11 protein-coding genes are annotated in these 12,076 nt (G+C 71.7%); 5 read left to right on the top strand and 6 right to left on the bottom strand.

What is annotated here, in order from left to right; all coding sequences use genetic code 11:
- The first annotated feature begins 48 nt into the window (after window positions 1–48).
- Window positions 49–945, top strand: a complete 897-nt coding sequence (locus tag ACQEUU_RS13260; RefSeq protein ID WP_433064944.1) for a DMT family transporter — start codon at window positions 49–51, stop codon at window positions 943–945.
- On the opposite strand, the gene ACQEUU_RS13265 is transcribed toward ACQEUU_RS13260, so the two are convergent.
- The 5 genes from ACQEUU_RS13265 to ACQEUU_RS13285 all read right to left on the bottom strand — a co-directional run bounded on the left by ACQEUU_RS13265 (window position 885) and on the right by ACQEUU_RS13285 (window position 4,315).
- A complete protein-coding gene (locus ACQEUU_RS13265; protein ID WP_433064947.1) occupies window positions 885–1,274 on the bottom strand; it encodes a Fur family transcriptional regulator in 390 nt (129 codons plus the stop codon). The two genes, ACQEUU_RS13260 and ACQEUU_RS13265, sit on opposite strands and share 61 nt — an antisense overlap.
- Window positions 1,271–2,149, bottom strand: a complete 879-nt coding sequence (locus tag ACQEUU_RS13270; RefSeq protein WP_433064951.1) for a metal ABC transporter permease — start codon at window positions 2,147–2,149, stop codon at window positions 1,271–1,273. The genes ACQEUU_RS13265 and ACQEUU_RS13270 overlap by 4 nt, the downstream gene beginning before the upstream one ends.
- On the bottom strand, window positions 2,146–2,922 hold the full coding sequence (locus ACQEUU_RS13275) for a metal ABC transporter ATP-binding protein (protein WP_433064954.1): 777 nt from the start codon (window positions 2,920–2,922) through the stop codon (window positions 2,146–2,148). The genes ACQEUU_RS13270 and ACQEUU_RS13275 overlap by 4 nt, the downstream gene beginning before the upstream one ends.
- Window positions 2,915–3,829 carry a metal ABC transporter substrate-binding protein gene (locus tag ACQEUU_RS13280; protein WP_433064957.1) on the bottom strand — a complete coding sequence of 305 codons (915 nt, stop codon included), beginning with the start codon at window positions 3,827–3,829 and terminating at the stop codon, window positions 2,915–2,917. Before ACQEUU_RS13280 ends, ACQEUU_RS13275 begins: the two co-directional genes overlap by 8 nt.
- Window positions 3,830–3,916: 87 nt before the next feature.
- Complete coding sequence (locus tag ACQEUU_RS13285; protein ID WP_433064961.1) at window positions 3,917–4,315, bottom strand: DUF6703 family protein; 399 nt, start codon at window positions 4,313–4,315, stop codon at window positions 3,917–3,919.
- 63 nt (window positions 4,316–4,378) lie between these two features.
- Between ACQEUU_RS13285 and ACQEUU_RS13290 the strand changes: the two genes are divergently transcribed.
- The 3 genes from ACQEUU_RS13290 to ppdK all read left to right on the top strand — a co-directional run bounded on the left by ACQEUU_RS13290 (window position 4,379) and on the right by ppdK (window position 9,118).
- The gene (locus ACQEUU_RS13290; RefSeq protein WP_270158855.1) at window positions 4,379–4,666 is read left to right on the top strand and encodes an antibiotic biosynthesis monooxygenase family protein; all 288 of its coding nucleotides are present in this window, start codon (window positions 4,379–4,381) and stop codon (window positions 4,664–4,666) included.
- Between the two features lie 94 nt (window positions 4,667–4,760).
- Complete coding sequence (locus tag ACQEUU_RS13295) at window positions 4,761–6,146, top strand: glycine--tRNA ligase (RefSeq protein WP_433064964.1); 1,386 nt, start codon at window positions 4,761–4,763, stop codon at window positions 6,144–6,146.
- Between the two features lie 338 nt (window positions 6,147–6,484).
- Window positions 6,485–9,118, top strand: a complete 2,634-nt coding sequence (gene ppdK / locus ACQEUU_RS13300; RefSeq protein ID WP_433064967.1) for a pyruvate, phosphate dikinase — start codon at window positions 6,485–6,487, stop codon at window positions 9,116–9,118.
- Between the two features lie 152 nt (window positions 9,119–9,270).
- On the opposite strand, the gene ACQEUU_RS13305 is transcribed toward ppdK, so the two are convergent.
- Complete coding sequence (locus tag ACQEUU_RS13305) at window positions 9,271–10,773, bottom strand: M48 family metallopeptidase (RefSeq protein WP_433064970.1); 1,503 nt, start codon at window positions 10,771–10,773, stop codon at window positions 9,271–9,273.
- Between the two features lie 80 nt (window positions 10,774–10,853).
- Between ACQEUU_RS13305 and ACQEUU_RS13310 the strand changes: the two genes are divergently transcribed.
- A complete protein-coding gene (locus ACQEUU_RS13310) occupies window positions 10,854–12,074 on the top strand; it encodes a deoxyguanosinetriphosphate triphosphohydrolase (RefSeq protein WP_433064973.1) in 1,221 nt (406 codons plus the stop codon).
- Window positions 12,075–12,076 lie beyond the last annotated feature (2 nt).

Here is a 12,076-nt window from a genome sequence, read left to right on the forward strand (position 1 = left end):
TCTCCCACGGGGGGCCTGGGTTTCTCGATGAGTTCACATCGCCGTATCGTGCTGATCGCGATCGCCGGCGCCTTGATCATTTCCACCTCCGCGCCGCTCGTGCGGCTCGCCGACGTGGAGCCGGCCACCTCGGCGATCTTCCGGTGCGCGTACGCGATCCCGCCTATGATCATGCTGGCCTGGCTGGAACGCCGCAGGCGCGGGCCCTTCCGGGGCAGGCCGCGGCTCCTGGCCTGGCTCGCCGGCCTGCTCTTCGCGCTCGACCTGCTGTTCTGGCACCACTCCATCGCCTACGTCGGGGCGGGCCTGGCCACCGTGCTGGGCAACCTCCAGGTGTTCATCGTGGCCTTCGCCGCCTGGGCGCTCTTCCGTGAACGGCCGTCGCGCGCGCTGATGCTGGCCACCCCCGTGGTGTTCGGCGGGGTCGTGCTCATCTCCGGCGTGTTCGACCAGGCCGCGTACGGCGCGAACCCCGTGCTCGGCGTGGTCACCGGCATCGCGACCTCGCTCTCGTACGCGGCCTTCCTGCTGATCATGAAGAGCGCCTCCGACCGCTCGGCGGCGCCGCTCGCGCACGCCACCGTGGTGGCCACGCTCGCCATGGTGGCGCTCAGCCCGCTCTTCGGCGGCGCCGACCTCACCCCGAGCTGGCCCCAACACGGCTGGCTGCTGGTGCTCGCGCTCGGCCCGCAGGTGCTCGGCTGGTCGCTCATCACCTACTCGCTGCCCCGGCAGCCCGCCGCGCTGACCGCGCTGCTGCTGCTCATCCAGCCGATGACCACGGTCGGGCTGTCGGCGGTCCTGCTCGGCGAACGGCCGTCGGCGCTGCAGCTCGCCGGCTGCGCGGTGGTCGTGCTCGGCGTGCTGTGGGGGTCGCGCGGGGGTCAGCCCGCCCCCACGGGCACGGAGCAGGACGAGCAGGTGCCGAAGACCTCGACGGTGTGAGTGACCTCGGTGAAGCCGTGCTCGGCGCCGACGGTCTCGGCCCAGCGCTCCACGTCGGGGCCGGCCACCTCGACGGTGTGGCCGCAGCGGCGGCAGACCAGATGGTGGTGGTGCTCGCCGGTGGCGCACGCGCGGTAGACCGACTCGCCGTCGTCGTTGCGCAGCACGTCGACCTGGCCGTGGTCGGCCAGCGCCTGCAGCGCGCGGTAGACCGTGGTCAGCCCGATCTTCGCGCCGGTCTGGCGCATCTCGGCGTAGACGTCCTGAGCGCTGCGGAACCCCTCGCTCTGCCGGAGGGTGTCGTGGACGGCGTCGCGCCGGGAGCTCATAGGACCTCCTCGACCCGCACGTTGCCTGCCTGGCTCACTCTCGACTCCTGGGATCGGCCTCGGCGTACGAATCTACCGACAACCAGGGCCAGGGCGAAGCCGGCCAGGGCGAGCAGGACGATGGCCGCGCCGGGCGGCACCCGGGTGGAGGCGGTCGAGGCCAGCAGCCCGCCCAGGGAGGCCACCACGCCGAAGAGCATGGCCAGCAGCATCGTCGAGCGGAACCCCCTGGTGAGCTGCTGGCTGGTCGCCACCGGGATGACCATGAGCGCGCTCACCAGCAGCAGGCCGACCACCCGCATGGCGATGACCACGGTCAGCGCGGCGGTGACCGCGACCAGCATGCTGAGGAAGCGCACCGGCAGCCCTGAGGCCCTGGCCATCTCCTCGTCCTGGCAGAGCACGAACAGCTCCCTGCCGAAGACGGCGACCACTCCCAGCACCAGCACGGCCAGCCCGCCGATGACCCAGATGTCCTCGGCGGTGACGCTGGCGATGGCGCCGAACAGGTAGGAGTTGAGCTTGGCGTTGCTGCCGCCGGGCGCGATGCCCATGAGCATGACGCCGCCCGCGATGCCGCCGTAGAACAGCAGCGCCAGCGCCACGTCGCCGCTCGTGCGGCCGCGCGCCCTGACCAGCTCGATGGCGAGGGCGCCGGCGATCGCCACCGCGACGGCCGTCAGCACCGGCGCGGTGCCGGTCAGGAAGCCGAGCGCGACACCGGTCAGCGCCACGTGGCCGATGCCGTCGCCGAGCAGCGCCAGCCGCCGCTGCACGATGAAGGTGCCCACGGCGGGGGCGCAGAGCCCCACCAGCAGCGCCGCGATCAGCGCGAGCTGGAAGAACTGCTTGTCGAGCAGGCTCAGGTCGATCATGCCTCTCCCTGCCAGCCGCGCAGCGGGCCCGCCACGGCTTCGGGGGCGTGCGGATGGACGTGTTCGTGCCCCGGCTTGGCGCACTCGCCCTCCGGCTGCGGCGGCGGCCCGTCGTGGGCGACGCGGCCCTCGCGGATCACCACGCCACGGGTGATGAGCGGCTCCAGCGGGCCCAGCTCGTGGGCCACCAGGACGACGGTCTTGCCGCCGGCCACCAGCCGGGTGAGCGTCTCGGCGAGCAGCCGCTGCGTCTCGGCGTCGACGCCGGCGGTCGGCTCGTCCATCACGTAGGCGTCGGGCTCGCCGGCCAGCGCGCGGGCGATGAGCACCCGCTGCTGCTGGCCGCCGGAGAGCGCCTGCGCCGGGTCGCCGGCCCGGTCGGACAGCCCCACCGCCTCCAGGGCGCGGGCCACCGCCTCCCGGTCGGCGGCGCCGGTGCGGCGCAGCCGGCGCCGGCGCGCGATCCGGCCGGAGGTGACGACCTCGCGGACCGTGGCGGGCACGCCGCCGCCGACCGCCAGGCGCTGCGGCACGTAGCCGACGCGCCACCACTGGCGGAAGCGCGCGGGCGGGACGCCGTAGAGCAGGGTCGAGCCGCCGGACAGCGGCGTGAGCCCGAGCAGCGCGCGCACCAGCGTCGACTTGCCCGAGCCGTTGGCGCCCATGACGGCCACGACGTCGCCCTCGCGGATGGTCAGGTCGACGCCCGCCAGCACGGGCCGCCCGTCGAGCGTGACCCGCCCGCCGGTCATCGCGAAAGCGGTCTCACCCATGCGTGCACCCCAGCGCCGTCTGCAACGTCTTCAGATTGTCGCGCATCGCGGACACGTAATCCCCGGAAGGCGCGCTCTCCAGCGGGTCGAGCACCGCGGTCCTGGCGCCCACCTCGCCTGCCAGCACCTCGGCCACCTTGGGGCTGACCAGCTTCTCGGTGAAGATCGTGGTCACCTTCTCGCGCTTGGCCAGCTCGGCGACCTCGGCGAGCCGGGCGGGGGAGGGCTCGGACTCGGGGTCGAGCGTGATGCCCACCTGCTTCAGCTTGTAGCGGTCGGCGAGGTAGCCGAACGCGCCGTGCGCGGTGACCACGGCGCGCGTCGAGCATGTGGTCAGGCCCTGGCCGAACTCCTGGTCCAGCGCGGTGAGCGAGGCGGCGGTGGCGGCGGCGCGCTCCTTGTACGCCTGCGCGTGCGCGGGGTCCGCGGCGGCCAGCCGCTCGCCCAGCCGGGTGGCGACGGTGGCGAACCTGGACGGGTCGAGCCACAGGTGGGGGTCGTAGGAGACCTCGTGGCCGTGGTCCTCCTCGCCTTCCTCGTGGGCGTGCTCGCCGTGCCCGCCCACCGGGATGGTGGTGACGGCGGTGGCGGCGTCGAACGCCGTGTCGGGCGAGACGGCCTCGTCCACGGCGGGCTGGACGCCCTTGATGTAGACGGTGAGCGCCGCGTCCTCCAGCTGGGCCATCTGGTGGGCGCCCAGCTCCAGGTCGTGCGGCTCGACACCGGGAGTGGTCAGGCTCGTCACCTCGACGTCGGGGCCGCCGACCCGCTCGGTGAGCCACTGCAGCGGGTAGAAGGCGGCGACCACGCGCGGGGTCCCGTCAGGGGCCGCGCCGGTCCCGGCGTCGGCGCCGCACGCGGTCGTGGCCAGCAGCAACGCGCCTGCGAGTGTCCCGGCGAGACTCATGCGGCAATGTCCTGACATCATGTGAGTCAGTATGCCGGGGAATGAAAATGGTTGTCAAAATCGTTCGGCGGGCGACGCCGCAGGCCCTCAGATCAGCCCGAACCTGGTCGCGGCCAGCAGCACCAGGAACGTCAGCATCGCCACCCGCAACAGCTTGCCGCCCACCCCGAGCGACGGCCACGACAGGTAGCCCAGCCAGCCGACGAACACCACCACCGGCAGCACGGCCAGTCCGCCCAGCCAGCTCTGCACCGCGAACCCGGCCAGCAGCAGCACCACCATCACGGCGGGCGCGATCCAGCGCGGCACCTGCGTGAACAGGAACGCCATCGGCGCCGCGCTGCGCCGCTCGACGGCCGCGCGCAACCCCGTCGCCCCTGGCGTGAAGAACTGCTCGCCCGGCGGCAGCGGGCGCTTGGGCTTGCCCTTCGGCTCCCCGCGGGGCTGCGCCAGCGGATGCCTGCGGCGGTCGTCGTCAGTGGCCACGGCCCGAGCCTAGCGCCGTCCGAAACGCCCCGGCGGTCGCGGAAGGTCTGACATGCTGGGGGCGTGCTCGCCGTGATCCGTTACACCGTTCCAGACGCCCAGTCGCAGGAGTTCGCCAAGCAGGCCGAGGTCGTCCTCGACACGCTCGCCGCGCAGCCCGGCTACCTGCGCGGCCGGCTCGCCAGGTCCGTCGACGAGCCCAACCTGTGGGCCCTGGTCAGCGAGTGGGAGGGCGCCGGGTTCTACCGCAGGGCGCTGTCCACCGCCCGCATGGAGCTCTATCCCCTGATGACCCTCATGGTCAACGAACCCTCCGCGTTCGAGGACGTTCTCGTCCAGGACGGGGCGTAGCGCCACTCGGGCGCGGAGCCGTCCGCCCTTCCCCTAAGCTGGGATCTCACATCCATTCCCTCGCCGACCTCCAGCCGGAAAGAGTCCGATCAACATGGCACGACGCACCGACGTCATGGACACCATCGTCAGCCTCGCCAAGCGCCGCGGGCTCGTATACCCGTCGAGCGAGATCTACGGCGGACTGCGCGCGTCATGGGACTACGGGCCGCTGGGCATCGAGCTGAAGAACAACGTCAAGCGGCAGTGGTGGCTGTCGACGGTCCAGGCGCGCGACGACGTGGTGGGCCTCGACTCCTGCGTCATCCTGGCCCCCGAGGTGTGGGCGGCCAGCGGCCACGTCGAGACCTTCACCGACCCGCTCACCGAGTGCCAGTCCTGCCACAAGCGCTTCCGCGCCGACCACCTGCTCGAGGCGTACGAGGAGAAGAACGGCAAGGCCCCCGAGTCCGGCCTGGCCGACATCACCTGCCCCAACTGCGGCAACAAGGGCGCCTTCACCGAGCCGCGCCAGTTCAGCGGCCTGCTCAAGACCTTCCTCGGCCCGGTCGAGGACGAGTCGGGCCTGGCCTACCTCCGCCCCGAGACCGCGCAGGGCATCTTCATCAACTACCTCAACGTGCAGCAGTCGGCACGCAGGAAGATCCCGTTCGGCATCGGCCAGATCGGCAAGTCCTTCCGCAACGAGATCACCCCGGGCAACTTCATCTTCCGCACCCGCGAGTTCGAGCAGATGGAGATGGAGTTCTTCGTCAAGCCCGGCACCGACGAGGAGTGGCATCAGTACTGGATCGACGAGCGCTTCCGGTGGTACACGGACCTGGGCATCAACAAGGACAACCTGCGCCTGTACGAGCACCCGCAGGAGAAGCTGTCCCACTACTCCAAGCGCACGGTCGACATCGAGTACCGCTTCAACTTCACCGGCGCCGAGTGGGGTGAGCTGGAGGGCATCGCCAACCGCACCGACTTCGACCTGACCGCCCACTCCAAGGCGTCCGGCACCGACCTGAGCTTCTTCGAGCAGGAGACCGGCGAGCGTTACGTGCCCTACGTCGTCGAGCCGGCGGCCGGCGTCGACCGGGCGACGCTGACCTTCCTCCTCGACGCCTACACCGAGGACGAGGCGCCCAACGCCAAGGGCGTCATGGAGAAGCGCACGGTCATGCGGCTCGACCACCGGCTCGCCCCGGTCAAGGCCGCGGTGCTGCCGCTGTCGCGCAACGCCGACCTGTCGCCCAAGGCCCGCGACCTGGCCGCGCAGCTGCGGCGCAGGTGGAACGTCGAGTTCGACGACGCCGGCGCGATCGGCCGCCGCTACCGCCGGCAGGACGAGATCGGCACGCCGTTCTGCATCACGGTCGACTTCGACACCCTCGACGACCAGGCCGTGACCATCCGCGAGCGCGACTCGATGCGCCAGGAGCGGATCGCGATCGACCAGGTGCAGGGCTACCTGCGCCAGCACCTCAACGACTGACGCGCGCCGTCACCCGGGGGCCTCTCTGCGGAGGGGCCCCCTTTTTTCGCCTCCAGAGCCGCGCGGAGGGGCGCGGTCCGGCCGGTCCTTCTCTCGCCGGGGTGCCGCACATGGCTTGTGGTGGGCTGGATCACATTCACCCATCCACCGCTCGGACATAGTCCAAAAATTGGTTTGAACCATTGGTATAAACCACTTCCAGAAGAAGGTCAATTTATCAATGGATTAGACCTCTGTAGGGGGTTTGAGCTGGGAAAACAGTGACTTAACCGTAGGGTGCAGTTTCGTCATCAATTCCGCCGGTAGAGTCCGGGTAGAAGCCGTTGATTGGAGCTGTGGTGGCCAAGTACGTTTACGACTTCACCGAAGGCAACAGGAATCTCAAAGATCTCCTGGGCGGAAAGGGCGCCAACCTCGCTGAGATGACCAATCTCGGCCTGCCCGTCCCTCCGGGATTCACGATCACCACTGAGGCCTGCCGCCACTACCTGTCCGAAGGCGCCACCCCCGGCGGCCTCGACCAGGAGGTCGAGGAGCACCTGCGCGCGCTCGAGGAGACGATGGGCAAGCGGCTCGGCCAGGCCGACGACCCGTTGCTCGTCAGCGTGCGCTCCGGAGCCAAGTTCTCCATGCCCGGCATGATGGAGACGGTGCTCAACATCGGGCTCAACGACGACTCCGTCCACGGCCTGGCCAAGCAGGCGGGCGGCAACGAGCGCTTCGCCTGGGACTCCTACCGCCGGCTCATCCAGATGTTCGGCAAGACCGTGCTGGGCATCGAGGGCGACCTGTTCGAGGACGCGCTCGACGCGCTCAAGGACGGCCGCGAGGACACCGACCTCGACGCGGGTGAGCTCCAGCACCTGGTCGAGTCGTACAAGCGCATCGTCCGCGAGCAGACCGGCAGCGACTTCCCCAGCGACCCGCGCGAGCAGATGCGGATGGCCGTCATGGCCGTCTTCGACTCCTGGAACGCGCCGCGCGCCGTCCTCTATCGACGCCAGGAGCGCATCCCCGCCGATCTCGGCACCGCGGTCAACGTGTGCTCCATGGTCTTCGGCAACTGCGGCGGCGACTCCGGCACCGGCGTCGCCTTCACCCGCGACCCCGGCAGCGGCCGCCAGGGCATCTACGGCGACTACCTGCAGAACGCACAGGGCGAGGACGTCGTCGCCGGCATCCGCAACACCATGCCGCTGCAGGAGCTGGAGCGGATCGACAAGCGCTCCTACGACGAACTGCTGTCGATCATGGAGACGCTGGAGAACCACTACCGCGACCTGTGCGACATCGAGTTCACCATCGAGCGCGGCAAGCTCTGGATGCTCCAGACCCGCGTCGGCAAGCGCACCGCCGGCGCCGCTTTCCGGATCGCCACCCAGCTCGTCGACCAGGGCCTCATCGCCATGGACGAGGCCGTCACCCGGGTCACCGGCGACCAGCTCGCCCGCCTCATGTTCCCCCGCTTCGACGGCGACGCCGGCAAGCGGCGCATCGCCAAGGGCATGAACGCCTCGCCGGGCGCGGCCGTGGGCAAGGCCGTCTTCTCCTCCGAGCGGGCCACCGAGCTGGCCGCCGCGGGCGAGGACGTCATCCTGGTCCGCCGCGAGACCAACCCGGACGACCTGGCCGGCATGATCGCCGCCCGCGGCATCCTCACCAGCCGCGGCGGCAAGACCTCGCACGCCGCCGTGGTCGCCCGCGGCATGGGCAAGACCTGCGTGTGCGGCGCCGAGGAACTGGACGTCGACGTCGCCGGGCGCACGTTCACCGCTCCCGGCGACGTGGTCGTCAACGAGGGCGACGTCATCTCCATCGACGGCACCAGCGGCGAGATCTACCTCGGCGAGGTGCCGGTCGTCGCCTCCGCCGTGGTCGAGTACTTCGAGGGCGCCGAGCCCGAGGACGAGCTGGTCCGGGCCGTCGACCGCATCATGCGCCACGCCGACGCCACGCGCCGGCTCGGCGTGCGGGCCAACGCCGACACCCCCGAGGACGCGGCCAGGGCGGTCCGCTTCGGCGCCGAGGGCATCGGGCTGTGCCGGACCGAGCACATGTTCCTCGGCGACCGCCGTCAGCTCGTCGAGGACCTGGTGCTCGCCGGTACCGCCGAGGAGCGGCAGGCCGCGCTGGACGCGCTCGAACCGCTGCAGAAGTCCGACTTCATCGGCATCTTCCAGGCGATGGACGGCCGTCCGGTGACCATCCGGCTCATCGACCCGCCGCTGCACGAGTTCCTGCCCGACATCGTCGAGCTGTCCGTCAAGGCCGCCACCGGCGAGGCCACCGACAAGGACCGCGCCCTGCTGGCCGCCGTCAAGAGACTGCACGAGCAGAACCCCATGCTGGGCCTGCGCGGCGTACGGCTCGGCCTGGTCATCCCCGGCCTGTTCGCCATGCAGGTACGCGCCATCGCCCAGGCCGCCAAGGAGGTCCCCGGCGCCAAGCCGGAGATCATGATCCCGCTCATCGCCGCCGTGCAGGAGCTGGAGTACGTCCGCGAGGAGGCCGTCGCCATCCTGGCCGAGACGGGCGTCGACGCCCTGGTCGGCACCATGGTCGAGACGCCGCGGGCCGCGCTGACCGCCGGGCAGATCGCCGAGGCCGCCGAGTTCTTCTCCTTCGGCACCAACGACCTCACCCAGATGGCGTGGGGCTTCTCCCGCGACGACGTCGAGGCCGCGTTCTTCTCCCGCTACCTGGAACTGGGCGTCTTCGGCGTCTCCCCGTTCGAGACCCTCGACCGCGAGGGCGTCGGCCGGCTGGTCGCGATCGCCACCGAGGAGGGCCGGGCCACCAGGCCCGACCTCAAGATCGGCATCTGCGGCGAGCACGGCGGCGACCCGGACTCCGTCCACTTCTGCCACGACACCGGCCTGGACTACGTGTCCTGCTCGCCGTTCCGCATCCCGGTGGCGCGCCTGGAAGCGGGCCGCGCCGCCCTCAGCGACACCGACTCCGACACCCGCTGACCCCGGCCCTCACGGGTTCTCGCGCCCCGCCGGACCCGGCGCGGCGGGGGAGAACTCCCGGACTGGAAGGCGACCTGGCCGGGGGTTCCGCGCGTTGGGGTGAGGGCTCCGTACGGTGACGGTCCGTCCGGTGGGGTCCGGTGCGTGTCGCGTCAGGCGGCCCGGGTCGCCGCCTGTTCGGCGTCGGCCGGAATGTAGTCGTGGCGCACCCCCAGGTCGCCGAGCCACGCCCGCAGCCCGGCCACGGCGGCGGGGTCGGCGGCCACCTGGGCGGCGTACTCGGACAACGCCACCTCCTCGCCGTCGTCGTACAGCAGCCGCGCGGGCCCCGACCAGGACAGCGCCCAGCGGGCCTGGCCGTGCTGGATCAGCAGTCCCTCCAGGGCCGCGCCCAGCACCCGCGCCAGCAGCCCGTCGCCGGCCGCCCAGCCCTGTTCGCGCAGCCGCTCCTCCAGCTCCGCCTGCCGCCCTCTGGCGATGGCCTCGAAGGCGGCGTCCAGGTACGGCCTGGAGGCCCCCACCACCCGGGCGCCCGCCACCGCCAGGTCGACCAGCGCCTCGGCGTTGCGGCCCTCGTACATGCCGCGCGAGACCAGCTCGTCCCAGGACACCGGGCGCAGCGCGGCCAGCGCCTGCGGCGTCCACATCGACTGCTCCACCGCGTCGGCGGCCACGTCGGCGTCGCGCAGCAAGGTCAGCGCCGAGCGCGGGTCGGGCACGTGCCCCGGCTCGGGCAGCCGCTCCACCGCCGCCAGCCGTTCGGCCAGGGTCGGGTGCGAGTCGTACGGGGACGTCTCCTCGGGCCGCTCGGCCAGCTCCGCCAGCTCGGCCTGCCGGGACGCGTCGTTCAGCAGCGACTGGAAGCCGCCGAACACGGCCGCGGGCCGGCAGCCGCCCGCCCCCGCCATCGACAGGTACGCGCCCGTGTAGAGCTCCCAGGCCGCCGCCGTGTAGTGGATCTTGCGGAGCGCGTCCGCCATCGCCTGGCGTCCGCCGATCTCCACCGCGAACACGTCGGCCTCCAGTTCCTGCCTGCGCGACACGGCCTGCGACACCCGCAGGTAGAGCCGGGCGTACCAGGTGAAGATCCGCTGGATGAACGGGTGGCGGTGCAGGCCGCGTACGGTCGCGATCAGCGACACCCGGCCACGGTAGACCGGCGAGCCCAGACGGGTGTGCGCGCCGCTGTAGTGGCCGAGTTCGTGCCCGAGCACCGCGCGCATCTCGTCGACCGTCAGCGTCTGCATCAGCGGCAGCCCGATGTACATGCGGCGCTTGGTCGCCACCAGGCCGAGGAAACGGGTGTCCTCGGCGACCGCCGCGTTGACGTCCGGCACCAGCCGGATCTCGTCGGGCGGCGCGGTGCGGACCAGGCGGGCCAGGTCCTCCACGGTCTGCCAGAGCACCGGCTCGTGCTCCCTGGTGACGGCCACGCCCGGCTGCTCGCCGCCCTGCCGGCGGCTCACCATGATCAGGGCCCGTACGAGCGCCGCGGCGGCGAGCGTCAGCACGACGGCGAACTTCACCAGACCGGCGCGGAACTCGATGATCAGCAGCACGTCCAGTACGACCGCCGCCGCCACGAACCCGCCGACGAGCACGTAGAAGCCGGCGAGCAGGCTGAAGGCGAGGACGGCCCGGAACGCTGTCGTCATGGGTGAGGGCTCCCGGGGAAGGAGGGCTGGCGTAGATCGACCCTAGCGAAAACCGGAAACCGGATAAAATCACTGCACTTATGACCGTCTACGACGAGCACGACACGGAGCGCTGGGTTCCGGAACCCCCGGGCAACCCCGAGCGCAGTCCTTTCGAGCGAGACCGCGCCCGCGTGCTCCACAGCGCCGCGCTGCGCAGGCTGGCCGCGAAGACGCAGGTGGTAGGCCCGGCCGAGGCGTTCGGCGCGGGCCAGCACATCCCGCGCACCCGGCTCACCCACTCGCTGGAGTGCGCCCAGGTCGGCCGCGAGATGGGCGCCACCCTCGGCGTCGACCCCGACCTGGTGGAGACCGCCTGCCTCGCGCACGACCTGGGCCACCCGCCGTTCGGGCACAACGGGGAGGTGGCCCTGGCCGAGCTGGCCGAGCCGTGCGGCGGCTTCGAGGGCAACGCGCAGAGCCTGCGGCTGCTCACCCGGCTGGAGGCCAAGGTCATCGGCGAGAACGGCGGCAGCGCCGGGCTCAACCTCACCAGAGCGGTGCTGGACGCCTCCGTCAAGTACCCGTGGACCCGAGGCGACTCGCCCAAGTTCGGCGTCTACGACGACGATCTGCCCGTGTTCCGGTGGATCAGGGACGGCGCGCCCGACGGCCGGGTCAGCTTCGAGGCGCAGATCATGGACTGGGCCGACGACGTCGCCTACTCGGTGCACGACCTGGAGGACGCGCTGCACTCCGGCCACGTCGTCCCCGAGGCGCTGCGCTCGCCCGCCGAGCGCGCCGCCGTCTGCGTGACGGCCCGCACGTGGTACGCGCCCGGCGCCGACCTCGCGGAGCTGGAGGAGCTCTTCGCCCGGCTCGTCGCCCTGCCGCCGTGGCCCCGCCGCTTCGCGGCCACCCTGCCGGACCTGGCCGGGCTCAAGGCGCTCACCAGCGGGCTCATCGGCCGCTTCTGCCGCGCCGCCCAGACGGCCACCCTGGAGTCGTACGGCCCGCGCCACCGGACCAGCCTCGTCGTGCCGGAGGCGACCCGCCTGGAGTGCGCGCTGCTCAAGGGGATCACCGCCCATTACGTGATGGCCACCGAGGACCACCACGCCAACCAGGCCAGGCAGCGCGAGCTCATCACGGAGCTGGCCTCGCTGGTCATCGCCGGCGCCCCCGGGACGCTGGAGCCGGCCTTCAGGGCGGACTTCGAGGCCGCGCCCGACGACACGGCCCGCCTGCGGGTGGTCATCGACCAACTCGCCTCGCTGACCGACACCTCCGCCGTCGCCTGGCACCGGTGGCTGTCACGCTGACC

Origin of the sequence: Nonomuraea sp. CA-218870 (genome assembly GCF_050936535.1) — a bacterium.
Lineage (GTDB): Bacteria > Actinomycetota > Actinomycetes > Streptosporangiales > Streptosporangiaceae > Nonomuraea > Nonomuraea corallina.